At 72.0% G+C, this 24,027-nt stretch carries 22 protein-coding genes and 1 tRNA gene; 10 read left to right on the top strand and 13 right to left on the bottom strand.

Annotated elements, in window-relative coordinates; all coding sequences use genetic code 11:
• Positions 1–24: 24 nt before the first annotated feature.
• Positions 25–471 (bottom strand): DUF309 domain-containing protein, encoded by a 447-nt coding sequence (locus M6B22_RS05140; RefSeq protein ID WP_269444707.1) that lies wholly within the window; start codon positions 469–471, stop codon positions 25–27.
• Between the two features lie 133 nt (positions 472–604).
• A complete protein-coding gene (locus tag M6B22_RS05135; protein WP_269444706.1) occupies positions 605–1,639 on the bottom strand; it encodes a zinc-dependent alcohol dehydrogenase family protein in 1,035 nt (344 codons plus the stop codon).
• 51 nt (positions 1,640–1,690) lie between these two features.
• Here M6B22_RS05135 and M6B22_RS05130 point away from each other — a divergent pair, with 51 nt between their 5' ends.
• Positions 1,691–2,623 carry an aminoglycoside phosphotransferase family protein gene (locus tag M6B22_RS05130; RefSeq protein WP_269444705.1) on the top strand — a complete coding sequence of 311 codons (933 nt, stop codon included), beginning with the start codon at positions 1,691–1,693 and terminating at the stop codon, positions 2,621–2,623.
• Between the two features lie 68 nt (positions 2,624–2,691).
• Here the strand turns inward: M6B22_RS05130 and M6B22_RS05125 are convergent, their stop codons facing one another.
• The 6 genes from M6B22_RS05125 to M6B22_RS05100 all read right to left on the bottom strand — a co-directional run bounded on the left by M6B22_RS05125 (position 2,692) and on the right by M6B22_RS05100 (position 8,554).
• Entirely contained in the window at positions 2,692–3,309 is a 618-nt protein-coding gene (locus M6B22_RS05125; protein WP_269444704.1) for a TMEM175 family protein, read from the bottom strand.
• Positions 3,310–3,330: 21 nt separating this feature from the next.
• A complete protein-coding gene (locus tag M6B22_RS05120; protein WP_269444703.1) occupies positions 3,331–4,080 on the bottom strand; it encodes an SDR family oxidoreductase in 750 nt (249 codons plus the stop codon).
• A 596-nt stretch (positions 4,081–4,676) separates the two neighbouring features.
• Positions 4,677–4,850: a hypothetical protein gene (locus M6B22_RS05115; RefSeq protein WP_269444702.1), complete on the bottom strand. Its 174-nt coding sequence runs from the start codon at positions 4,848–4,850 to the stop codon at positions 4,677–4,679.
• A 163-nt stretch (positions 4,851–5,013) separates the two neighbouring features.
• Positions 5,014–5,202 (bottom strand): hypothetical protein, encoded by a 189-nt coding sequence (locus M6B22_RS05110; RefSeq protein ID WP_269444701.1) that lies wholly within the window; start codon positions 5,200–5,202, stop codon positions 5,014–5,016.
• 93 nt (positions 5,203–5,295) lie between these two features.
• Complete coding sequence (locus M6B22_RS05105) at positions 5,296–8,115, bottom strand: helix-turn-helix transcriptional regulator (protein ID WP_269444700.1); 2,820 nt, start codon at positions 8,113–8,115, stop codon at positions 5,296–5,298.
• Between the two features lie 366 nt (positions 8,116–8,481).
• A tRNA-Arg gene (locus M6B22_RS05100) sits at positions 8,482–8,554 on the bottom strand.
• Positions 8,555–9,170: 616 nt separating this feature from the next.
• Between M6B22_RS05100 and ssb the strand changes: the two genes are divergently transcribed.
• From ssb to M6B22_RS05080, 4 genes are all read left to right on the top strand, one after another.
• Complete coding sequence (gene ssb, locus M6B22_RS05095; RefSeq protein WP_269444699.1) at positions 9,171–9,710, top strand: single-stranded DNA-binding protein; 540 nt, start codon at positions 9,171–9,173, stop codon at positions 9,708–9,710.
• Positions 9,711–9,839: 129 nt separating this feature from the next.
• Positions 9,840–11,522, top strand: a complete 1,683-nt coding sequence (ettA, locus tag M6B22_RS05090) for an energy-dependent translational throttle protein EttA (protein ID WP_269444698.1) — start codon at positions 9,840–9,842, stop codon at positions 11,520–11,522.
• A gap of 58 nt (positions 11,523–11,580) precedes the next feature.
• Positions 11,581–11,979 carry an acyl-CoA thioesterase gene (locus M6B22_RS05085; protein ID WP_269444697.1) on the top strand — a complete coding sequence of 133 codons (399 nt, stop codon included), beginning with the start codon at positions 11,581–11,583 and terminating at the stop codon, positions 11,977–11,979.
• On the top strand, positions 11,976–12,629 hold the full coding sequence (locus M6B22_RS05080) for a hypothetical protein (protein ID WP_269444696.1): 654 nt from the start codon (positions 11,976–11,978) through the stop codon (positions 12,627–12,629). Before M6B22_RS05085 ends, M6B22_RS05080 begins: the two co-directional genes overlap by 4 nt.
• Before the next feature lie 7 nt (positions 12,630–12,636).
• Here the strand turns inward: M6B22_RS05080 and M6B22_RS05075 are convergent, their stop codons facing one another.
• Both M6B22_RS05075 and M6B22_RS05070 read right to left on the bottom strand, forming a co-directional pair.
• The gene (locus M6B22_RS05075) at positions 12,637–14,241 is read right to left on the bottom strand and encodes a glycoside hydrolase family 13 protein (protein ID WP_269444695.1); all 1,605 of its coding nucleotides are present in this window, start codon (positions 14,239–14,241) and stop codon (positions 12,637–12,639) included.
• Between the two features lie 36 nt (positions 14,242–14,277).
• Positions 14,278–14,694, bottom strand: coding sequence for a globin (locus tag M6B22_RS05070; RefSeq protein ID WP_269444694.1), 417 nt, complete (start codon positions 14,692–14,694; stop codon positions 14,278–14,280).
• Positions 14,695–14,744: 50 nt separating this feature from the next.
• Between M6B22_RS05070 and M6B22_RS05065 the strand changes: the two genes are divergently transcribed.
• Positions 14,745–16,181: a dihydrolipoyl dehydrogenase family protein gene (locus tag M6B22_RS05065; protein WP_269444693.1), complete on the top strand. Its 1,437-nt coding sequence runs from the start codon at positions 14,745–14,747 to the stop codon at positions 16,179–16,181.
• A 37-nt stretch (positions 16,182–16,218) separates the two neighbouring features.
• On the opposite strand, the gene M6B22_RS05060 is transcribed toward M6B22_RS05065, so the two are convergent.
• A complete protein-coding gene (locus tag M6B22_RS05060; RefSeq protein ID WP_269444692.1) occupies positions 16,219–17,151 on the bottom strand; it encodes a mechanosensitive ion channel family protein in 933 nt (310 codons plus the stop codon).
• Between the two features lie 84 nt (positions 17,152–17,235).
• Between M6B22_RS05060 and M6B22_RS05055 the strand changes: the two genes are divergently transcribed.
• Genes M6B22_RS05055 through M6B22_RS05040 form a run of 4 tightly spaced genes read left to right on the top strand, consistent with a single transcriptional unit; the run spans position 17,236 to position 19,919 of the window.
• On the top strand, positions 17,236–17,763 hold the full coding sequence (locus tag M6B22_RS05055) for an HNH endonuclease (protein WP_269444691.1): 528 nt from the start codon (positions 17,236–17,238) through the stop codon (positions 17,761–17,763).
• A gap of 26 nt (positions 17,764–17,789) precedes the next feature.
• A complete protein-coding gene (locus M6B22_RS05050; protein WP_269444690.1) occupies positions 17,790–19,220 on the top strand; it encodes an amidase in 1,431 nt (476 codons plus the stop codon).
• Between the two features lie 47 nt (positions 19,221–19,267).
• Positions 19,268–19,513, top strand: coding sequence for an aa3-type cytochrome oxidase subunit CtaJ (ctaJ, locus tag M6B22_RS05045; protein WP_269444689.1), 246 nt, complete (start codon positions 19,268–19,270; stop codon positions 19,511–19,513).
• On the top strand, positions 19,503–19,919 hold the full coding sequence (locus M6B22_RS05040; protein WP_269444688.1) for a DUF5130 family protein: 417 nt from the start codon (positions 19,503–19,505) through the stop codon (positions 19,917–19,919). The genes ctaJ and M6B22_RS05040 overlap by 11 nt, the downstream gene beginning before the upstream one ends.
• Before the next feature lie 57 nt (positions 19,920–19,976).
• Here the strand turns inward: M6B22_RS05040 and M6B22_RS05035 are convergent, their stop codons facing one another.
• Together M6B22_RS05035 and pepN are read right to left on the bottom strand one after the other, a co-directional pair.
• Positions 19,977–21,275, bottom strand: coding sequence for a lytic murein transglycosylase (locus M6B22_RS05035; RefSeq protein WP_269444687.1), 1,299 nt, complete (start codon positions 21,273–21,275; stop codon positions 19,977–19,979).
• A gap of 117 nt (positions 21,276–21,392) precedes the next feature.
• Positions 21,393–23,963: an aminopeptidase N gene (gene pepN / locus M6B22_RS05030; RefSeq protein ID WP_269444686.1), complete on the bottom strand. Its 2,571-nt coding sequence runs from the start codon at positions 23,961–23,963 to the stop codon at positions 21,393–21,395.
• Positions 23,964–24,027: the final 64 nt, after the last annotated feature.

Here is a 24,027-nt window from a genome sequence, read left to right as displayed (position 1 = left end):
CCTGGCCCGTGGTGGATGCGGGATTCATCGGGTGAGGCGGGGCGGCCCGGCCGGCAGCCCGTCGCCGCCGGCCCAGAGCAGCAGGCCCGGGACGTCGATGCCGTATGGCGCGCCGTCGCGGTAGGGCTCGAGGTTCGCCGCACCGCGCCGCAGCAGCGCGGTCGCGCCGGCCGGGTTACCGCGCGCAACGTGCGTCAGCCCGACCGCGAGCTGAGCCAGCCCGCGCCACAGGTCTCGCTCCGCCGCGGGAGCCGCCTTCCACGCGTCCTCGAGGACCTCGTGCGCGTGGAAGGGGTGCTGCTCGTCGAACAGCCGTTGCGCCTCGCGCAAGGTCTGTTGCGGCGTACGAACGACGCCCTCGGGCTGGCGCTCGACTCCGCGCGCACCGCGCGCGAGTGGCCGGCCGAGCCCGTCACGCGGTCGCGCGCTCCGGGCCCGGCCGGCGGCATCGCGATCGCGCTCGCCGGCCATGCACCCGATTCTGCCCGGACGCGAATGCTGCGGCCCGGTCAGTTCCGTGTCCGCGGCTTCGGCATCCGGCACGCCGGCATGCGATCGAGGGGTCAGGACCCCGCAATCGCATGACGGTTCCGGTCGGCTCGCGTCAGGGTTCGATCAGGGTGATGCCGTCGACCTCGGCAGTGCCCAGTGCTGCGAGTTCGGCGGCCGCGTCGGTGAGTCCGATGCGGCGCCGGATCAGCCGACCGGGCTCGAGTTCGCCGGATTCGATCCGCGCGAGCATGGCCGGGTAGTCGTGCGCGGCCATCCCGTGACTGCCCAGTAGTTCCAGTTCGCGCGCCACCGTGAGCGCGATGACGTCCGCGGGCACGTCGGTGGCGGCGCCCATCAACCCGGCCTGGACGTGCCGGCCGCCCGTGCGCAGGGAGCCGATCGAGTTGACCAGCGAGCCGACGCCGCCGATCGCGTCGAGCGAGACGGCAGCGCCGCCGCCGGTGATCTCGCGGACGGCGGCCGGGACGTCGAGCGAACCCGGGTCGAGCACCGCCGCGGCGCCCAAGGCGGTGGCCCGCTCGCGCGCCGCCGGCGCGGGATCGATCGCCACCACGCGCGCGCCGCCCGCGATCGCGATCATCACCGCGGACAGGCCGAGCCCGCCGCAGCCGTGCACAGCGAACCAGTCGCCGGATCGCACCCGTCCGCGTGCGACGACGGCTCGATAGGCGGTCGCGAACCGGCAACCAAGACTGGCTGCGACGTCGAGACCGAGCCCGTCCGGAAGCGGTACCGCGTTGACATCGGCGACATCGATCACGACGTACTCGGCGAACGAGCCCCAGTGGGTGAAGCCCGGCTGCTGCTGGTGATCGCAGACCTGGTGCTGCCCTCGCCGGCAGCTGGCGCAGTTGCCGCAGGCACACACGAACGGCGCGGTGACGCGCTCGCCGATGTGCCGGCTCCTTACCTCCGCGCCGACCTCGATGATCTCGCCGGCGAACTCGTGCCCCGGGACGTGCGGCAGGACGACGTCCGGATCGTGCCCCGTCCAGGCATGCCAGTCGCTCCTGCACAGGCCGGTTGCGGCGACCCGGACGACGGCGCCGTCGGGCGGGCAGACGGGATCGGGAACCTCGTGTACCTGCGGCAGTTCACCGAACCGCTCGAACAGAACTGCGCGCACCGCTGCATCGTAAGCACCTCGAGGACGGTGCCCGGTGTGTGAGGATCGGGCGTGCCGTCCAACAGCCGCGCCGCAAGCCCGTGCGATCCGGCTGGCGACGCGGCGTTTCGCGCGCGCGTGCTCGCCGTGCACGGGCCGGGTGCCCGCACCTGGCTGGACGAACTGGCGGGCATCGTGGATCGGTGGCGGCGACACTGGGCGCTCGGGCCGCCGCGGCCGTATCCGCACAGCTATCACTGGGTGGCCGCCGTCGATCGTGCCGACGGCACGCCGTGCGTGCTCAAGCTCGCCCCGCCCGGTGCCCGCGAACCGGTGGTCGAAGCGCGCTGGTTGACCCGCGTCGGCGGCCGGGGTGCGGTTCGCCTTCTGGATTGCGCGCCCGGCGAGGGCGCCCTGCTGCTCGAACGGATCGAGCCCGGCAGTTCGCTGGCGGCGCTGGTGCCCGAACAGGACGAGCGGGCCTGCGAGGTGCTGGCCGCGGTCGCCGCTGCGATCCGGCGGCCGGCCGACCCCGCCGACGCGCTGCCCGCGCTCGCCGATCGCGTCGGCGAACTGAGCACCTACCGTCAGGTCCGCGGCCACGACGTGCTGCCCGCGGGGATGGTGGCCGCGGCCGAACGGACCGCGGTGGACCTGCTGCGCACCGCGCCCGCCGACGTGCTGCTGCACGCTGACCTGCACCACGAGAACGTCCTCTGGGATCGCGACCGCGGCTGGCTGGCGATCGACCCGCACGGCCTGGTCGGCGATCCGGCGTACGAACTCGCGACGCTGCTGTACAACCCGCTGTCACTGGGTCCGGACGCGGCTGACCTGGCGCAAGGCCGTTGTGCGCACCTGGCGAGGGCCAGCGGGATCGAACAGGAGCGGATTCGTGCGTGGGGCTTCGTGCAGGCGGTGCTCTCGGCGGTGTGGTCGCTCGACGAGGATCCGGTCCCGGACGCGAACGTGCTCGCCGTGGCCGCGCGGCTGCGGGTGCGCTGATGTGCCGCGTTCGGCGCTGGCGTTGTCCGAGGTGCAGTTGCTCGGCCGGGCCGGCGGGCCAACCTGGGTCAGCCGCCCGCCGGCCGTTCGGCGACGACGCGCGTGATGCGCCGATCGGGAACCAGCCACAGCAGCGGAGCCGTGACGAAGCAGATCATCGCCACGACGATCGCGCCGGGCGCCGCGACGTGGCCGAGCACGCCGCACACGCCGATGCCCAGCACGTAGAGCAGAAGCGACGCCTTGGCCTTGGTGTCCCGCCCGACCGCCCGCCGCAGCGCCGAATCCGGACCCTGGAACCGGATGATCACCCGCTGCAGCACCACGTAGGCCAGCCCGGCGGCCAGCAGGTTCACCCCGTAGCTCGTCACCGGCGTCCTCGCGAATCCCGTCGTGTCCACCCACGCGGTCGTGAACGGCAGCAGCGACAACCAGAACAGCAGGTGCAGGTTCGCCCATAGGGTCGCGCCGGTGACCTGCTCGGTCACCTGGAACATGTGGTGATGGTTGTTCCAGTAGATCCCGATGAAGACGAAGCTGATCAGGTAGGTCAGCAGGCCGCTGCCGGTGCTGTGCCGCAGCGCGGCCAGATCGTCACCGGTGGGCACCCTGAGTTCGAGCACCATGATCGTGATGACGATGGCCAGGACGCCGTCGCTGAACGCTTCCAGCCGCGTGGTCGGCATGAGCTTGCTGCCTCCGCGTCGCTACGCCGGGTTGGCGGCTAGCCAGTCGGCAAAGCTGATCGCGCCCAGGTGCGCGCCCGGCCCGGGCGTGATCGACGAGTCGTCGAGTTCGGTGCCGAAGTAGCGGGCGTGCGGGTCGCTCACAACCGTCCGGGGGTCGTTGTCGGCACTCAGCACGCCGCGCATCAGGTCGGCGAAGGCGATGGGTTCCGGTCCTGCGATCTCGATGATGCCGTTGACCGGGTCGGACACCGCGACCTCGGTGACCGCGGCAGCTACGTCGACTGCGGCGATCGGCTGCAGGTTCGCGGCGGGAACGCGCACGGTGTCGCCGTCGGTGGCCGAGTCGGCGATGGCGCGCATGAACTCGAAGAACTGCGTCGAGCGGACGATCGTGTACGGCTGGCCGGCCGATTCGATCACCTGCTCCTGAGCGACCTTCGCCCGCATGTAGCCGCTGTCCGGCACGCGATCGGCACCCACGATCGTGAGCGCGACGTGGTGCCCCACTCCGGCGTTCACCTCGGCCTTGAGCAGGTTGCGTCCGGACGTCTGGAAGAACTCGAGCACCGCGGCGTCCTCGAACGAGGGCGAGTTGGCCAGGTCGACCACCACCTGCGCGCCGGAAAGTACCTCGTCCAGGCCCTCGCCGGTGATCGTGTTGACCCCGGTGTTGGGTGAAGCCGCCACCGCCTGGTGGCCGCGTGCCGTCAGGTTCTGCACGACCTTGCTGCCGATCAGCCCGGTACCGCCGATGACCACGATCTGCATGTCTGCCGCCTTTCGAGTCGGAGCCGCCGGGCGCACCGCTTGCGTCGGCGTCCCTTCACTGTGGCTCGATGCGGCGGGATTCGGCTCCGTCGGTTGCCCTGGTCGGGTGCCCTGGTCAGAGACCCGGAGACCTACTGGGTGTGTCCCTATTGCCGCTGCGCCGCTTGTCGTCACGGTGAGCGGCATGGCGTATCCGAATGACCTGACCGATGAGCAGTGGGCGTTGCTGGAGCGGTGGCGTGGAGTTGGCTCACGGCCGGCTTGGCCGCAGCCGCAGGCTCGCGTAGTCCTTCGAGAACACGACGGCCTCAGCGACCGGTTGGCTCCAGGTCGCCTGCATCGCCACGACCCTGCGGCACCTGAGCCAGAACCGGGCGCGGCTGGTCACGGCGCGTCGAGCCGCGTAGCGGGTCGCGACCCCTTCGCGGCGCGCTCGGAACGCGGCATGTCGGACGCTGGCGCGCCGACAGCGGCATGGTCGGACGCTTGCGCGCCGACAGGGCATTTGATTTCGGCAGCAAGGTGAGATGGATGGGCGCAAAGCCATGCCGATCCCTGCTCCGTCGGCCCTGCTGACGAACGATGACGCTCGTCGGTCAGAACGGCGACATCCGGTCGAGAACATTCTCGGCGATGCCCACGATGTCCTTCACCCTTGGGATGTCGTCCTCGGCGTCCTCGGCCGTGAGCTCGGGAGCATCCGACGGCGGGTACTCCGCGTCGCGGCGGTGGCGGCGCATACGGTCGAACGGGCGCAGTTGCCGACCCATCGGCGGGTCGAGTTGTGCGCGGATAGGATGAAGCCGACCATTTCGCCGAGCGGCTCCTGCCAAAGCGGGGTCGTCGCCACGATGGATTGACGAACCTCTGCGGCAAGGGCCGCCGGTGTACCGGCTCGACTTCGATCGTTCCCGTCTCCATGTCATAGGACTCCTAGATGGGTTCATCGAGGATGGCGAGCGCCCCGTCACCCGAAGTGTGCAGCTTGCGCGTGCCCAGGCCCACAATCGTCAGCCACACATGGACTGGATACGGGATGCGCGCGCTCTTGCGCCCGCGATACCAGGACGCGACGGCACCTTCCAGGACTCCGGCGAGATCGCCAGGCACAGTAATCACCATCGAATAGCGCCTTTCACGGGCCATCCGACCATCGGCTACTTGTTCGCGCGGTTCGGCAGGCTCAGCGCCAGCGGCCGAATAGGGACAGACCAGTTAGAGGCCCGAGGAGCGCTGACGAGCCGTCCCAGGGGATGCCGTCACCAGGTGGCGCAGCTCCTTGCGCGAGGCCACGTCGAGCTTGGGAAAGACCTTGCGCAGGTGATATTCGACGGTGCGCGGGCTGATGAACAGCTGCGCCCCGATCTCCGGGTTGGTCAGCCCCTCGGCCGCCAACCGGGCGATCTGGGCCTCCTGCGGCGTGAGCAGGCCGAAGGCGTCCGCGCTGCGCCTGCGGGCGGTCTCTCCGGTGGCGAGCAGTTCGCGGCGGGCACGCTCGGCGAACGCGTCGGCGCCGAAGCTCTCGAACAACTCGTGCGCGCTGCCCAACTGTTTGCGGGCGTCGACACGGCGGTTCTCGCGGCGCAGCCACTCGCCGTACACGAGCCTGGCCCGCGCCAGATGCAGCGCGACGTTGCCGCGAGCCAGCCGCGTCACGGCCTGCTCGTAGTACTCCTCCGCCTCCGGGCCGCCGGCCAGCAACGCGCGCGACCGGGCCTCCAGCCCGAGGGCCCAGTCGGTGTTGCTGGCCCGGGTACGTTCGGCCAGCCGGGCCAGGCTCTCACGCGCCAGGTGCGGCTGTCCGCAGCGCGCCGCAGCCTCGATGTGTTCGACCAGTGCCAGGCCGTACAGGCCGAGACCCTCATGGGCGCAGGCGCGGGTGGCCGCGGTGAGTGCCTCGTCGTACCGGGCCTGGCCGTTGAACAGCACCGCGCGGGCACAACCGGTCATGCTCAACGCCAGTCGCTGCCCCCGGGCGAGCGCGTGCTGGTCGGCCGCGTCGAGTCCGGCAAGCGCGGTTGCCTCCTGGCCCCGGTAGGCGGCGAGCATCGGCGTCGTGTAGACGAGCGGGGCCGTCCCGGTCATCGCGCTGATGGCAGCGGCTTCCTCCATCAACGCCGACGCGTCGGCGAACTCCCCGGCGTGCAAGTGCAGGCCCGCGCGGAAGTTCGCCGCGATCGGCAAGATGCCGAGCGCACCGCTCTCGCGCGCCAGCCGAAGCCCGCGGGCGGCGAGTTCGCCGGACAGCCGGTCGTCCCAGAGGTCGAAGGCGATCCGGCACGCCAGCCACAACCAACGGTTGACCTCGGCCGCGTTCTCGTCGGCCCGGCGAAAGCTCTCCAGCGCGATCCGCAACGCCGGCGTGGCCGCGCGGAACCCGTCGATGAATGCGGTGGCCAGACCGCGCACCAGGTCATCGATCGGGTCGTCCCGCCGCGGGGGCGCCGGCGTGGCCAGAGCTGCCGCGGCCACGTCTTGCACCTCGTTGTCGTCGCCGGGGTTGCCCGCGTAGATCGCCGCTGCGAACGCTTCGAGACGGGTCTCGCGGGCCAGTTCGGTGCTGAATCCGGCCAGACCCTTGGCGGCGTCGAGCAGCAACGGCAGTGCGTCGCTTCCGCGGCTCAGTGAGAAGGCGATCTGCGCGCGAAGCCATCGCGACCGCGCACGCTGGTAGTCATCGAGCGGGCACAGTTCGGCCATCGCGAGCAGGACGGATGCCGCCTCGGGGGCGGCCGTCTCGAGCTTGGCCTGGGCGCCCGCGAGCGCGCGCTCGCCCCTGCGTGCCGGATCCGGGGTCAACTCGGCCGCGCGCTGCAGGAACGCTGCGGCCGCGGCGGCGCCGCCGCGGCGTTTCGCCCGCTCCGCCGACCTCTCCAACTCGGCGGCCACCGTCTCCTCGAGCCCCAGGCTCGCGTGCGCCCGGTGCCAGGCACGCCGATCGGGATCGGCGTCCGCGTCGGTGGCCTCGGCGAGGGCCTGGTGCACCTGGCGGCGATGGAGCGGGGTGGCGGCGCGGTAGGCGGCTGAGCGCACCAGCGGATGGCGGAACCGCACGCGGACACCGAACTCGACCAGCCCGTCCTCCTCCGCCCGCGTGGCTGCGCCCGGTCCGATGCCGAGTCGCTCGGCCGCGCGCCACAGCAGCGTGACATCGCCGAGCGGTTCGGCTGCAGCCAACAGGATGAGTTGCCGCGAGTCCGGCGGCAGCGATTCGACGCGGGCTGCGAATGCCTGCTCGATGCGCCCGGCCAGCGAACCCGCGCCGGGCAGCCCGAACCCGCCGGCAAGGTCCGCCGGCGTCATTCCCCTGGGCAGTTCGAGCAGCGCCAGCGGGTTGCCACGGGTCTCTGCCACGATCCGGTCCCTGACCTGCTCGTCCAGTCGGCCGGGGATCCCGGACGCCAGCAGCAGCCGGGCCTCGGCGTCCGGCAGCCCCTCGACGATCAGCTCGGGCAGCCCGGCCAGCTCCTTCACGTCGGCCGGCTCCCGGACCGCGAACACCATCGCGATCGGCTCCGCATAGACGCGCCGCGCCACGAATGCCAGGGCCTGTGCCGAGGATCGGTCGAGCCATTGCGCGTCGTCGATCAGGCACACGAGCGGCTGCGTCTCGGCCGCGTCGGACAGCAGGCTCAACGAGGCGACCGCGACCGCGAAGGGTTCCGGCGTGGTGTCCTGCTCGTACCCGAAGGCGGTCCGCAGCACCGCGCGCTGTGGCCGCGGCAACTCGGTGACCCGGTCGATCATCGCCGCGCACAGTTGATGCAGGCCGGCGTAGGCGAGCTCCATCTCGGACTGCACGCCGGCCACCCGCACGACGCGGCATCCGGCCGCCCGCTCCGCGACATAGTCGAGCAGGGCGCTCTTGCCCACTCCGGCCTCGCCACGAAGCACCTGCACCGAACTCTGCCCCGCACGGATGTGCTGCAACTGGGCGTCCAGTGCTTCGCATTCGCCGCGGCGACCGCGCAGCAACGGGCTCCAGCGCGAGCGGGCCGGGGCCGCGCGCAGGACCGGGAACGACTCACTGCTCATCGTCCACCTCCGCGCCACCGCGTACGGCCCTGTCCGCCAGGGGCGTCGTGACCAGGGAACCAACGCGGGAGTTGCCCGGATGAGAAACGCGGCCTGACGGGGCAGCGTGGTGCTGACAGTACCGAACCGGTGCGGCACGTCGCCGCGACCGACCCGACGAGACGAAGGTGGGTCAGATGCCCGAGGAGCACGTCATGCGAGAGCTCGAGCTACAGATCACGCAGGAGCTGACGCTCGCCGTGTCCAGCCGGCCCGAGGAGCCGCTGGACGACGCCGACGCCGGTTGGCGGGACCCGACCGCGAGTGAGGCCTACGCGGCCAGGCTGGTCTCGCTGCGCGGAGCCGTCGAGGCGATCGAGGAAGTTGTGCCCCCGGCAGGGATCGAACCTGCGACCAATCGCTTAGAAGGCGACTGCTCTATCCGCTGAGCTACGGGGGCGGGATAGGGCGAAATTGTTCCAGAAACTCGCACGCGCCGTCCGCGCGACCGCGACCGTGGCCGCGCATCGCGGTACGACTGCCCCCGCCAACGGCGTTGTCAACGAGCGACTCGAGGCTTACTTCAGGCGTACAAGTCGCTCGTCGGGACTACGAAGTCCTATTCGTCGATCGGCAAGCTACTGGCAACGACCGCCGCCGGGCTGAAGGTGAGCCTGTCCCGGAGGTCGGACGCCCGCACGGAGTTGAAGGAATGCGCAGCCGCGATAGTGCACAACGTCAACATTGCGGAAGCGCTCGTCCGCTCGTCCAGGCGTCCAGGCGTCCGGGCGTCCAGCGGCCCCGGGTTCGAGCGGAAGCTACCGGGCGACGAGGTCATCTTCGACATGCTGTGGGACTGCGCGCGCGACGGTTACAACGCGGCGTAGCGGTCCTGGCGCCGTGCGCGTGTCGTTGGCTTGGCGCCGGTACCGCCAACCTCCGACACCGGCAGTCGGTCGTCCACATCGGCGCGGTTTTCCACAGCAGGCCCGATTCCGGCTCGTGCCGTCTGCCGGGTCCGCTTCAGTGGTCTCGTGCCCAGCGGGGGCGCTGGAACGCGAGTGAGGAGCGGACGAATGAACGACACGCAGATGACCGTGATCGGCAACGTGTGCGACGACCCGACGATGCGGCTGACGAAGTCCGGTCACGCGGTCACGAACTTCCGGGTGGCGTCCACGCCGCGCCGGTTCGACCGCGAGAAGGCCGAGTGGGTGGACAGCCCGACGCTGTTCGTCAACGTCACCTGCTGGCGCGCGCTGGCCGAGAACGTCAAGGACTCGATCCATCGCGGGCAGCCCGTGGTGGTCAGCGGGCGGTACTACTGCCGGCCGTATGAGGTGAACGAGTCCAAGCGGATCGGCTACGAGCTCGAGGCGACGGCGGTCGGCCACGACCTGAGTCGCGGCAAGTCCGAGTTCGTCAAGCGCGGCCGGCCCGGGGGCTTCCTGGACGTGGCGGCGGACGAGAGCGGCCTGCCGGTCGACGACAGCCGGCACTGGCTCGACCTGGACGACGGCGCGGTGCCGAACGACGCGGACCGCCCGGGTGACGGCACCGCCGTCCCGGACGAGGCGGCCGCCGCGCACGCCTCCGGCCTTGCCTCGGTCGGCTGATCGGGGCGAGCGGTCCGACGGCACGGCCGGGGGCGGTGGCCGCCGGCGTTCGACAGGGCTGGGACACTGGACGGTGTGCCGCACGCGCGGCGGCACACCCCTCCCGCACTGACGAAGCAAGGACGGAACGTGGCCCAGTTCATCTACACCATGTACAAGGTGCGCAAGTCGCACGGCGACAAGGTGATCCTCGACGACGTCACGCTGTCGTTCCTGCCCGGCGCGAAGATCGGCGTGGTGGGTCCGAACGGCGCCGGCAAGTCGAGCGTGCTGAAGATCATGGCCGGACTGGATCAGGCCTCCAACGGCGACGCGACCCTGGCGCCCGGTGCCACGGTCGGACTGCTGCAGCAGGAGCCGCCGCTGGACGAGACCAAGACGGTGCGGGAGAACGTCGAGCTGGCGGTCGCCGAGCTGCGCGGCTGGCTGGCCCGGTTCGAGGAGGTCTCGGCCGCGATGGGTGAGCCGGACGCCGACTTCGACGCGCTGCTGACCGAGCAGGGCGACCTGATGGAGAAGATCGAGCACGCCGAGGGCTGGGAACTGGACAGCCGCATCGAGCAGGCGATGGATGCGCTGCGCTGCCCACCCGGCGACGAACCGGTCACCCACCTGTCCGGTGGCGAGCGGCGGCGCGTGGCGCTGTGCAAGCTGCTGCTCGAACAGCCCGACCTGCTGCTGCTCGACGAGCCGACCAACCACCTGGACGCCGAGAGTGTGCAGTGGCTCGAGCAGCACCTGGCCAAGTACCCCGGAACGATCCTGGCCGTCACCCACGACCGGTACTTCCTGGACAACGTGGCCGAGTGGATCCTCGAACTGGACCGCGGCCGCGCCTATCCGTACGAGGGCAACTACTCGACCTACCTGGAGAAGAAGGCCGAGCGGCTGACCGTCCAGGGCAAGAAGGATCAGAAGCTGGAGAAGCGGCTGCGCGAGGAACTCGACTGGGTCCGGCAGAACGCCAAGGGCAGGCAGGCCAAGAGCAAGGCCCGCCTGCAGCGATATGAAGAGATGGCGGCCGAGGCCGAGAAGACCCGCAAGCTGGACTTCGAGGAGATCCAGATTCCGCCGGGTCCGCGGCTGGGCAACGTGGTGGTCCAGGCCAAGGACCTGACGAAGGGCTTCGACGGCGAGACGCTGATCGAGAACCTGTCCTTCTCGCTGCCGCGTGGCGGCATCGTCGGGGTCATCGGGCCGAACGGTGTCGGCAAGACCACGCTGTTCAAGATGATCGTCGGCCAGGAGAAGCCGGACGCCGGGGAGCTTCGGATCGGCGAGACGGTCAAGCTCAGCTACGTCGACCAGAGCCGTGGCGGCATCGACCCGAACAAGAACGTGTGGCAGGTCGTGTCCGACGGACTGGACCACATCAACGTCGGCCAGGTCGAGATGCCCTCCCGCGCCTATGTGTCGGCCTTCGGCTTCAAGGGCCCGGACCAGCAGAAGCCGGCCGGGGTCCTCTCCGGCGGCGAGCGCAACCGACTGAACCTTGCACTCACCCTCAAAGAGGGCGGCAACGTGCTGCTGCTCGACGAACCGACCAACGACCTGGACGTGGAGACGCTCGGCTCGCTGGAGAACGCGCTGCTGAACTTCCCCGGCTGCGCCGTGATCACGAGCCACGACCGCTGGTTCCTCGACCGCACCGCCACCCACATCCTGGCCTGGGAGGGGGACGAGCAGAATCCGGCCAAGTGGTTCTGGTTCGAGGGCAACTTCGACTCCTACGAGAAGAACAAGATCGAGCGGCTCGGTGCCGACGCTGCGCGCCCGCACGCGGTCACGCACCGCAAGCTCACCCGCGACTGAGCGGCAGCCGGTCCCACGCGCCGCGAATCGTCGCGGCGGTCGTGACACGATGTGTGCCGTGGCGAGGTTCAAGCACGCGGTGCACATGCGCTGGTCGGACATGGACGCGTACCGGCACATCAACAACTCGGCGTACCTCGCCTACCTCGAGCAGGCCCGCGTCGCGATGTTCTTCGACCGGAACGAGGGCTTCAACAGCGGCACCGTGATCGCCCGGCACGAGATCGACTACCTGCGCCCGGTCGTCTACCACCCCGACCCGCTGCAGCTCGAGCTGTGGATCGACACCGTGCGCGGCGCCTCGTTCACGGTGCACTACGAGGTGTTCGACACCGGACGGCTCGCCGCTCGCGCCGCCACCAGCTGCGTCACCTTCGACTTCGGGATCGACCGTCCGCGCCGGCTCACCGCCGAGGAACGCGACCTGCTGGCCGGCTTCGCCGACACCGCCGGGTGATCGACACCAGCCCCGGGCTGCGCGACGCGCTGGCCGAACTGGTCCCCCTGCTGCGCCGCGCCGCCGACCTGGACCCCGCCTGCCTGGCCAGACTGCGTCACGGCGATGCGACCACCACGCTGTACGTCCGGCTCCCGTTCGACGTGCTGGTGTCCCGGACGTTGCGCACCGCACCCGCCGAGGCGCTCGACCTGACCGTCCACGCCGCCGAACTGCTGCGCTGGGCCGAGCAGGCGAGCACCCCACCGGCGCCGCGCGACGCCGAGTGGCGGGCGGGCCTGCCACCGCGGGCCGGCTGGCGCCGGGTCGACGGGGTGCCGGATCACGTCGTGCGCGACCTGGTGCGCAGCGGCGCGCTCGCGTTGCGGGAGGCGGCCGAGCGCGAGGGCGTGCCGGCTGCGCGGGGACGGCTGCCTCGTGCCGCGCTCGCTGACGCGCTGCTCGACGCGGTCGTCCTCACCGTCACCGCGGACGGCGCGCCCGAGCGGGCCGCGATCACCCTGCGCACGCTCGGCGCGCTCACCCGGATGGGCTTCCTGGGGCGCGGCTCGCACGCGAACGTCGACCGCGCCGGCCGGTGGACCCGCGTCTCGGGCAGGTACGGCTCGGTCTACGCCGAGGAACGCGGCGGGCTCACCGTCCTGCGCTGACGCACGATCAGGGCAGCCGCAACCAGACGGCGGTGTTGCCCGGAACGACGCCTCCGGTGAGCGGGCCGGACGACAGCAGCACCGCTCCGGCCGGGAGCGCGATCGGCTCGGCGCCGGCGTTCAGCACGACTCCGATCCCGCCGCGGCGAAACGCCAGCGCGCCCACCGGGGCACCGGACCACTCGAACTCACGCCCCAGCAGGTCGGGCAGCTCACGCCGCAGCCGCAACGCCGCCCGGTACAGGTGCAGCGTCGAATCCGGGTCGGCGTCCTGCGCGGCCACCGTGCGCCCGGCCCAGTTCGCCGGCATCGGCAGCCAGCTCGACGGCGCGCTGGTGAAGCCGAACGGCGGCTCGCTGCCGGACCACGGGATCGGTACCCGCTCGCCGTCGCGTCCGCGATCGGTGTGCCCGCTGCGCTCCCAGGTCGGGTCCTGCAGGGCCTCGTCCGGCAGGTCGACGTTCTCCAGCCCCAGCTCGTCGCCGTTGTAGATGTACGCCGCGCCCGGCAACGACAGCTGGACGAGAGCGGCGGCCCGGGCTCGCGCCACACCGAGGTCGCCGCCCCCGTAACGGGTCGCTGCCCGGTCCACGTCGTGGTTGTCCAGCACCCAGGTGCACGGAGCGCCGACGCCGGACATCGCCTGCAGCGAGGCGTCGATCGCCTTGCCGAACGTGTCGGCGCCCCAGCGGGCCTCGACCAGTTCGAAGTTGAACGTGAGGTTGAGCTCGTCCGCGCGGACGTACCGGGCGAGCCGGTCCGAGTCGGGCACCCAGGCCTCGCCGACGGCCATCCGGTCGCCGGGGTAGGAGTCGAGCACCCGCCGGAACCCCCGGTGGTACTCGTGCACGCCGTCGCGGTCCCAGCGGATGTCCATCAGCGACGGCATGGTGGCGCCCTCCTCGCGCGAGGGCACGACGGACAGGTCCATGTCCGGCAGCCCGTCCGGCTTGGCCATGCCGTGCGCGACGTCGATCCGGAAGCCGTCGACGCCCCGGTCCAGCCAGAACCGCAGGATCCGCCCGAACTCGGCCGGCACCTCGGGGTTGCGCCAGTCCAGGTCGGGCTGCTCGGGAGCGAACAGGTGCAGGTACCACTGCCCTCCGCCGGGACCCCCGTACCCGCCCCGCTCGCGATGCCAGGCCGGGCCGCCGAACACGGACGGCCAGTTGTTCGGGGGCAGCGAGCCGTCCGGGCCGCGCCCGTCCCGGAAGATGAACCGGGCCCGCTCCGGTGATCCCGGCGGGCTGGCCAGTGCGGCCTGGAACCACGGGTGCTGGTCGGAGAAGTGGTTCGGGACGATGTCGACGGTGACCTTGATGCCCTGCACGTGTGCCTCGGCCAGCATCGCGTCGAAGTCGGCGAGCGTGCCGAAGCGTGGGTCGACGTCGCAGGGGTCGGCCACGTCGTAGCCGCCGTCGGCCATCGGCGAGCGGTAGAACGGCGAGAGCCAGATGGCGTCCACGCCGAGCTCACGCAGGTGGCCCATCCGCTCGCGGAGCCCGATCAGGTCGCCCGTCCCGTCGCCGTTGCCGTCGGCGAAGCTGCGCGGATAGACCTGGTAGAAGACGGCCGAGGCCCACCAGGGCTGGCCGTAAGCGCTTTTGGACACGCCGCCATTGTGCCCGATGCCGCGCGCTGGTCGCACCTACGCGTCGCGGACGTTGCGCAGCGAGTCGGCCGCGCCGACGAGGTAGTCCCAGAGCGTCTGCTCGTACGCCGCCGGCAGCTGCAGGCCGTCCAGCGCGGCCCGCATGTGGTGCAGCCAGCGGTCGCGCTGCGCGCTGTCGATCGCGAACGGGACGTGCCGCATCCGCAGCCTCGGGTGGCCGCGCCGCTCGCTGTAGGTGGTCGGGCCGCCCCAGTACTGGATGAGGAACAGGGTCAGCCGCTCGGTGGCCGGGCCGAGGTCCTCCTCGGGGTACAGCGCCCGCAGTTCGGGGTCCTCGGCGACGCCCGCGTAGAACGCGCCGACCAGTCTGCGGAACGTCGCCTCGCCGCCGACCGCCGCGTAGAAGGTGTCGGCTCGGGTGTACGTCGGGTCCGGGTCGGGCGTCGAGGTCACTCGCTCATTGTTCTCTATCGCGTTGACGGTGCCGGTCCTACGGTCTACCAATGACGCAAACCGCGACCTTCGACGTGATCGTGCTCGGCCTGGGCCCTGGTGGCGAGGAGCTGGCCGGGCAGCTGGCCACCGCGGGCTGGTCGGTACTCGGCGTGGACCCGGCGCTGGTGGGCGGCGAGTGCCCGTACTTCGGCTGCATCCCGTCCAAGATGATCCTGCGTGGCGCCGAGGTGCTGGCCGAGGCGCGTCGCGTCGACGCGCTCGCCGGGCATGCCGAGGTGGCGCCGGACTTCACGCCGGTCGCGGACCGGATCCGCGACGAGGCGACCGACGACTGGGACGACCGGGTCGCGGTCGAGCGGCTCGAGGGCAAGGGGGCGACGTTCGTGCGCGGCGCCGGCCGGCTCTCCGGGCGCGACGAGCAGGGCCGGTTCGTCGTCGCCGCGGGGGAGCGGACGTTCACCGGACGCCGCGTGGTGGTCGCGACCGGCACCGCGCCGGCGATCCCGCCGATCGACGGGCTGGCCGAACTGCGCGCGAGCTCGGACGGCACCGACGCTCTGGTGTGGACGAACCGCGAGGTGGTGAAGGCCCGGACGGCGCCGTCCTCGCTCGTGGTGCTCGGCGGCGGCGCGATCGGTTGCGAGCTGGCGCAGGGCTTCGCCCGGTTCGGCAGCCGGGTGACCGTCGTGGAGGCCGCGCCGCGGATCCTCGGCCCGGAAGAGCCGGAGGCCTCGGTCACGATCGCCGAGGTGTTCGCGCGGGAGGGCATCGAGGTGCGTCAGGGCGTCGGGGTCCGCCGGGTGTCCGCGGGCGGCGACGGGGTCGAGTTGACGCTGGCCGACGGCTCGACGGTCACCGGGGCGAAGCTGCTGGTCTCGGCGGGCCGGCGGCCGAACCTGGCCGAGCTCGGCCTGGACACGATCGGCCTGGACACCGTCGGCCTGGACGGGTCGGCGCGCTCGCTCGAGGTCGATGAGCACCTGCAGGTGCAGCACGACGGGGCGCCGGTCGCGGACGTGTACGCCCTCGGCGACATCACCGGTCGCGGTGCGTTCACCCATGTGGCGGTGTGGCAGGCGCGGGTGCTGCTCGCGCACCTGCTCGGGCAGCCGTCGCAGTTCGGCGGTTACCACGGGCTGGCCTGGGTCACCTTCACCGATCCGGAGGTCGGCCGGGTCGGGCTCAGCGAGCAGCAGGCCCGTGAGCGCGGCCTGAACGTGCGCGTCGGCTCCGAGCCGATGCCGGCCAACAGCCGCGGCTGGATCCACGGGCCGGGCAACGACGGGTTCGTCAAGCTGGTCGCCGACGCCGACCGCGGCGTCCTGGTCGGTGCGACCGTGGTCGCCCCGAACGGCGGCGAGATCCTGGGGCTGCTCACGGTCGCCGTGCACGCCGAAGTGCCGGTGCACACGCTGGCGACCATGCACTACGCGTTCCCGACGATGCATCGCGCGGTGCTCGACGCGGTGCGTGCGCTCGGCTGACGAGTGCTCCGCTGACGAGTGCTCGGCTGACGAGTGCTCAGCCGGACGGCGGCGAGGGAGCGTCGTCCAGATGCGCGTCGATCGACAGCCGGTCCAGCCGCTCGCGGATCCGCCGGCGCAGCTCGCGCGCCGTGCGCCACTGTTCGAGCGGGCGCACCTTGGCGACGAGGCGGATCACCGTCTCGGTGCGGGTCAACTGCTCGACGCCCTGCACCTCCGGCTCGCCGAGGAACACCGGCGCCCAGGCCTCGTCCGCCCGCATCGCCTGCGCCACCTCGAGCATCGCGGCCGAGGCCCGGTCGATGTCCTCGCTCGCGTCGATCGGGACGTCCAGCACGACCTGCGCGAACCCCTGGCTCTTGTTGCCGACCCGGACCACCTCGCCGTTGCGGACGTACCAGACCGTGCCGTTGATGTCGCGCAGCCGCGTGGTGCGCAGCCCGACGGCCTCGACGGTGCCGGTCGCCTTCTCGAAGTCGATGACGTCGCCGACGCCGTACTGGTCCTCCAGCATCATGAACATGCCGGACAGGAAGTCCTTGACGATCGTCTGGGCGCCGAAGCCGAGCGCGACCCCGACGATCGACGTGCCGGCGATGAACGGCGCCAGGTTGACGCTGAGCTCGCTCAGGATCGTCAGCACCGCGATCACCAAGATCACGAACGAGGTCACCGACCTGAGGACCGAGCCGATCGTCGCTGCACGCTGGTTGCGGCGCTCGGACATCAGCCCGGAGCCGAGCAGCGACAGGTTCTCGGCGCGCTCGCGGAACGGGCGCAGGATGCGCGGCACGTCGCCGGCGCGTACCGGCCGAACCATCCTGCCGATCGCGCGGTGCAGCACGGCACGCAGCACCAGCGCCACCACGATGATGACCAGGATCCGCACCGGGATCTCGATCACCCACCGGCTGTGGTCGCGCACGTAGCGGGGGAGTTCGGCCAGCTGCTGCGGGGTCGTCGCACTCACGGCGGTAACCCTGCCACGGCACAAGGAGCGTGCGCGAAAGCCGGTTGTCCGGTTCACTGGTACCGGTCGGAGGTGAGTCAGCCGGTGTCGGGTGCATTGGTCCTCAACGCGACGTATGAACCGCTGTGCGTCGTGCCGCTTCGCCGCGCCGTCGTGCTCGTGCTCGCCGAGAAGGCGATCGTGGTCGAGGCGGGCACCGAGGTGATGCACTCGGCCCGTACCGCCATCCGCGTTCCGAGCGTGGTCCGGCTCTCGCGTTACGTGCGGGTCCCCTACCGCCGCGAGGTGCCGTTGACCCGCCGCGGCGTGCTCGATCGCGACGGGCACCTGTGCGCGTACTGCGGCGCCCGTGCCGACACCGTCGACCACGTCCGGCCGCGCTCGCGCGGCGGCCTGCACGTCTGGACGAACGTGGTGGCCGCGTGCGCCCGCTGCAACCATCGCAAGGGTGACCGGCTGCTCTCCGAGCTCGGCTGGCACCTGGAACTGCCCCCCGCACAGCCACCGCCGACGGTGGCTGTCGTCATGGGGTGGGCCAAGCGCGACCCGGCCTGGCAGCCCTACCTGGGCGCGTCTCCGGTGCCGCGCGAGGCGCTGGCCTCGCCGGCCTGACCCGGTAACGGGATACCGTCGCCGCCATGACGCACCTGCACGAACTGAGCGCGCTGGAGGCGGCCGCGGCCGTCCGCCGCCGCGAGGTCAGCCCGGTCGAACTCGTCGAGCACGCGCTCGAGCGGATCGCCCGCCTGGACGGGCAGGTCGGCGCGTTCGTCACCGTCACCGCCGACACCGCCCGCACGCAGGCCGCGGCCGCCGAGCAGGCCGTGCTCGCGACCGGCGACCCGGCAACCTTGCCGCCGCTGCTCGGCGTCCCGATCGCGATCAAGGACCTCAACGCGACGGCGGGCGTGCCCACCAAGCTCGGCTCGGCGCTGTTCGCCGACTGGGTGCCGGACTACGACGACACCGTGGTGAGCCTGCTGGCCGCTGCCGGGACGATCAGCCTGGGCAAGACGACCACCCCGGAGTTCGGGCTGCCCTGTTACACGGCGACCGACCTCGGGCCGCCGGCCCGCACCCCGTGGGACCCGGCTCGCTCGGCCGGCGGGTCGAGCGGCGGAGCGGGCGCCGCGGTGGCCAGCGGGTTCGTCCCGTTCGCGCAGGGCAGCGACGGCGGGGGCTCGATCCGGATCCCGGCGAGCGCGTGCGGGCTGGTCGGGCTGAAGACCTCGCGCGGGCGGGTGAGCAAGGGCCCGCTCGACCTGGACTCGACCCGGCTCGGCGTGTACGGCCCGCTGGCCCGGACGGTGCGCGACGCCGCCGCGTTCCTGGACACGGTCGCCGGCCCGCGTCCGGGCGATCCCGACCCGCTGCCGCCGCTGCCCGAGGACGAGACGTTCCTCGGCTGGTGCGAGCGCGAGCCCGGACGGTTGCGCATCGGCCGGTTCCTGGACTCGCCGATGGCTACCGAGGTCGACCCGCAGGTGCGGGCGGCGTGGGAGCGCGCGTCGGCCCTGCTCACCGAGCTGGGGCACGAGGTCGTCGAGGTCACCGCGCCGCTGCCGCCGGAGGCCGTCCAGTACTTCGAGGTGCTGTGGACGGTGTCGACGGCGAGCATCCCGCTCGATCCGGCCGGCGAGCCGCGGCTGCGCCCGCTCACCCGATACCTGCGCGAGCGGGGCCGTGCCGTGGACGGGGCGCGCTTCGCCGCGGCGCTCGCGCAGCTGACCGTGCTGTCCCGGCAGGCGCTCGTGTCGACCGCGCACCTGGATGCCGTGCTCACGCCGACCCTGGCGATGCTGCCCCAGCCGGTCGAGTGGTTCACCGGCGATGGCGACGATCCGGCCGGCGACTTCGAACGGCAGAAGCGGTTCACGCCGTACACCGCGATGTACAACGTGACCGGCCAGCCGTCGATCTCGCTGCCGCTGTACGAGTCGGCCGAGAGCTTGCCGATCGGGATCATGCTGACCGGACGTCCGGCCGGCGAGCCGACGCTGCTGTCGCTCGCCGCGCAGCTGGAGCGGGCGCTGCCGTGGGCCGGGCGCCATCCGCCGATCTGGACATGACGGTGGTGCTGAGGCCGCTCATAGGCTGATGAGCTAAGTTTGCGGGCGTGACGATCGTCGAGACAGTGCTGGTGTTCGTGGGCATTCCCGCGGGCATCGTCGCCCTGGTGGTGTTCGGGGTGTACGGCAAGTCCATGCTGCGCCAGCCGAACCGCTACCGTCCCGGCCGCCCCTGGAACTACGCGCCGTCCTGGTACGTGCCGCACCCGGAGGCCATCGCGCAGCACGCCGAGCACGCCGAGGTGACCAGCGGTGCGACCACCGCGGTGGGGGGTGCCAGCGGTGAGTGGTGAACTCGCGACGACGTCCCGCACGACGCTGCAGTACGGCCCGCAGCCGGCCCGCGCCGATCAGGCGTTCACGGCCGGCCAGCTGACCCGGCTCGACGAGGCGCTGACGCTGTCCAGCCGCGAGACCGGGCTGGCGTTCTCGGTCTACATCGGCGCGCTGAGCGCTCCGACCCGCGCCCACGCCGAGGCGTTGTTCGAGAAGCTCAGCGGTTCGTCGGTACTGCTCGCCGTCTCGCCCGGGCAGCGCAGCCTGCACATCGTGACCGGCCCGGAGTCGGCCAAGCGGCTGCCGAACCGGGCGTGTGCGCTGGCCGCGCTGGCGATGCGCGCCTCGTTCACCAACGGCGACCTGGTCGGTGGCATCATCACCGGGCTGCGGATGCTCGCGGACTCCGCCGGCACGTCCTGAGCCGGTCCGCGCGGGTGCACACCACAGTGGTGCCTGGCGCACTGCTGTGCCTGAACCTCAGCCGTACAGCACGCAACGGCCGGGGTTGAGCAGGTCCCACAGCACGCACTTCTGGGCCGGAGCGGGTGACGGTGTCGGGCTGGCCGTGGGAGCCGGCGCGCTGGACGTCCCGCCCGGAGCCGGGGTGCTGGACGTCCCGCCGGGAGCCGGCGTGCTGGACGAGCCACCCGGCGCGCTGGACGTCCCGCGGGGCCGCGGCATGCTCGAAGCCGATCCGGTGCCCGCGGTGCCCGCGGTGCCTGCCGAGCCCGAGCCGGCCGAGCCGTGCCTGGTGGTGTGCTTCGCGCCGGCGGACCCGCCCACCGCGGTCGGTGCGCCCGGGTTCGCGGCGGGCAGGCTGCCGGGCCGGACCGGTGCCAGCGCCCCGGTCACGTTCCCGTGCGGGATCCCGCTCACCGGCACACCCCGCCGGTACGCGTCGGCGAGGCCGAGCACCTCGGCCAGGTAGGCGCTCGAGTGGTTGTAGGTCAGCACCGCGCGCACCTGGCCGTCGTGCGCGCGCAGGTTCCCGCCGGCCGCGCACAGGTAGCGCGCCGCCGTCAGGGCCGCGTCGTTGATGTTGAACGGGTCCGCGACGCCGTCGCCGGTCGCGTCCACGCCGTAGGAGGCCCAGGTCTGCGGGATGAACTGCATCGGCCCGACCGCACGGTCGTAGACCGGGTCGCCGTCCAGTCGGCCGCCGTCGGTGTCGCGTACGACCTCGGTGCCGTGGCCGTTGAGCGGGATGCCGATGATCTTCGGGACGGACGTGCCGTTCGCGAGAAGCGTGGCGCCGGCGAAGCGGCCGTGATCGGACTCCACCCGGCCGATGCCGGCCAGCAGCCACCAGCCGATGCCGCAGCCGGGCTCGGCGTGGTCCATCCGCGCCGCCGCCACCCGGTACGCGTTCAGCGCGACGCCGGGGATGCCGTTCGCCGCCAGCCCGCTGACGGCGGCCGGTGCCGGGCGCGCCGGCGCGGGGGTGGACGCGGGGGATCGGGGCGGTGCCGGCGGCGTGACGGGCGCGGCGGCAGCCGGATCCGGGCCGGTCAGCGCGAGCAGGCTACCCAGGTCGACGTGCGGCGCCGGTGCGGTGGGCCGGTGCTGGCGCGGCTGGGCGCCGGCCAACGGGGTGGTCAGGCAGGCGAGCACGAACACGATCGCGCCGAGTGCGATCGAACCGATCGCGGCGCGGTTGCGCAGCGCCGGGTGCCGGCGCAGCGCCGCGGCCAGGCCGGGGGCCCGCACCGGCTCGTCGAGCACCGCCGGGTCGCTCGCGGCGAACGGATCCGGACGGCGGTGGGACGGCGTGGGCATGCGGCGCTCCGGAGCGTGGGGGCTGTCCCCCGGACCAACGATCCGTCCCGTCGTGGGTGACGCGTTGGCCGGGCAACCCCGGGCTGCCGCCGACCGGCCGGCGCCGACCGGCCGGGGTCAGCCGGCGGCCGCGTCCGTCTGCCTGGCCCGCACCGCCCGCGCCACGTCGGCCCGGCCCTCGCCGACCAGGCGCCGCAGCGCGCTCGGGAGTTCCTCGCGCGCGAGGAACTCGTCGGCCGCGGCGAGGGTGTCCGCCGAGATCGTCGAGCTCCAGACGGGGAACAGCCCGATCACCACGTTCTGCGCCAACTCGCTGGTGCGCCGCTCCCACACCTCGCTGACCTCGGCGAAGTACCGCTCGACGTACGGCGTCAGCAGCGCGCCGTGCAGCGGGTGCGCGAACCCGGCGATGACGGCCTCCTGCATCGCGTTCGGCAGCGCGTCGTCCGCGACGGCCAGCCGCCACGCTTCCGCCTTGGCCTCCGCGGTGGGCTGCAAGGCGCGGGCGGTCGCGGCGTAGCGCTGCCCGGCAGCGGACGGGTCGCGGTCCAGTTCGGCGCTGATCGCGTCGGCGTCGATGGCGCCGCGGGCGGACAGCGACTGCACGATCGCCCAGCGCAGCTCGTCGTCGACGGCCAGCCCGCCGACCGGCCCGGAACCGTCCAGCAGGCCGCGCAGGAACGCGATGTGCTCCTCGCTGCGGGCGGCACCGAGAAGCGCGTGCGTCCAAGCGAGCTGGTGGTCCGAGCCGGCCGGGGCACGAAGCAGCGCGCCGTGGGCGAGGTCGGCCAGCGCCGCGTACCCCTTCGGTGCCCACTGCGGATCGGCGTAGACGTCCAGCGCGCGCAGCGCTTGGCGGGTCAGCGACTGCATGACGCCGATGTCGCTCTCGCTCTCGGCACCGGCCAGCACGAGGTCGAGGTAGTCGCGGGTGGCCAGCTCGCCGTCACGCGTCATGTCCCACGCGGCGCTCCAGCACAGGGCGCGCGGCAGCGACTCGGTCAGCTTCGCGATGCCCGCGTCGTCGCGCAGCGTGGCCAGGCTGCGCTCGTCGAGACGCAGCTTGCAGTAGGTCAGGTCGTCGTCGTTCACGAGCAGCAGCGCCGGCTGCGCCGTGCCGATCAGCTCCGGGACGGCGGTGCGTTCCCCGGTCACGTCCAGCTCGATGCGCTGGGTGCGGACCAGCCTGCCCGAGCGCTCCTCGTACAGCCCGACCGCGAGGCGGTGCGGGCGCAGCGTGTTGCTGGTGGCGACCTCGTCCGGTGCCTGCTGAACGATCTCGAAGCCGGTGTAGTTGCCGGCCTCGTCCAGGGTGAACTCCGGGCGCAGCGTGTTGATGCCCGCCGTCTCCAGCCACAGCTTCGACCAGTCGCCCAGGTTCCGGCCGGAGGAGTTCTCCAGCGCGCGCAGCAGGTCGGCCAGCGTGGTGTTGCCGTACGCGTGTTCGGTGAAGTACTCGCGCAGTCCGGCCAGGAACGCCTCGACGCCGACGTACGCGCCGAGTTGCTTGAGCACGGACGCGCCCTTGGCGTAGGTGATCCCGTCGAAGTTCACCTCGGCGGTCTGCACGTCCGGCGCGTCCGTCGCGATCGGGTGTGTCGAAGGGAGTTGGTCCTGCCGGTACGCCCAGGTCTTCTCGGCGTTCGCGAAGGTCGTCCAGGCGTGCGTCCAGCGGGTCGCGCTGGTCTGGCACAGGATCGAGGCGTAGGTGGCGAACGACTCGTTCAGCCACAGGTCGTCCCACCAGCGCATCGTGACCAGGTCGCCGAACCACATGTGCGCCATCTCGTGCAGCAGCGTCTCGCCACGCCGCTCGTAGCGGGCGTCGGTGACCTTGCTGCGGAACACGTAGTCCTCGCGGAAGGTGACGCAGCCGGCGTTCTCCATCGCGCCCGCGTTGAACTCCGGCACGAACAGCTGGTCGTACTTGTCGAAGGGGTACCGCACGCCGAAGTTCTCGTGGTACCAGTCGAAACCCTGCGCCGTCACGGTGAACAGCTCGTCGCTGTCGAGATGCTCGGCCAGCGTGCGGCGGCACCACAGGCCCAGGTCGATCCCGTCGTGCGTGGAGCGGGCCACGTGGTACGGCCCGGCGACCAACGCGGTGATGTACGGGCTGATCCGCGCGGTGGTGGCGAAGTGGATCCGCTTGCCCGCCGATAGCTGCTCCACCTGCTGCTCGCGGCCGTTGGACGCGACCTGCCAGTGGTCCGGCACGATCGCCCGGACCGTGAACGTCGCCTTCAGGTCCGGCTGGTCGAAGCAGGCGTACATCCGCTTGGCGTCGGCCGTCTCGAACTGCGAGTACAGGTAGGTCTCGCCGTCCAGCGGGTCGACGAACCGGTGCAGCCCCTCGCCGGTGTTCGTGTAGAGCAGGTCGGCGTCGACCACCAGCACGTTCTCGGCGGCCAGCCCGGTGAGCACGATGCCCTTCTCGGGCGCGTAGCCGGAGGTGTCGACGTCCTCGCCGTTGAGCGTGACGCTGTGGAACGCGTCGGCGATCACGTCGACGAACGTGCCCTCGCCGGGACGCGTCGCGGTGAAGGTGATCGTGCTCGTCGACCGGAACGTGCGGTCGCCCGGCTTGCCCCCCTGGTCCGTCAGATCCAGCTCGAGGTCGTAGGAGTGCACGTGCAGCAGTTCGGCACGGGCGCGCGCGTCATCGCGGGTCAGGTTCGGTACGGCCACAGCGCAGTCACTCCTCGTGGGGGCGGTCCTGGGTACGTCGGCGGCCGGATCATCGGCGCACGGC

The sequence above is a fragment of the Jatrophihabitans cynanchi genome, from assembly GCF_027247405.1.
Classification (GTDB): Bacteria; Actinomycetota; Actinomycetes; order Mycobacteriales; family Jatrophihabitantaceae; genus Jatrophihabitans_B; species Jatrophihabitans_B cynanchi.
This window is presented reverse-complemented; position numbering and strand designations above follow the sequence as displayed.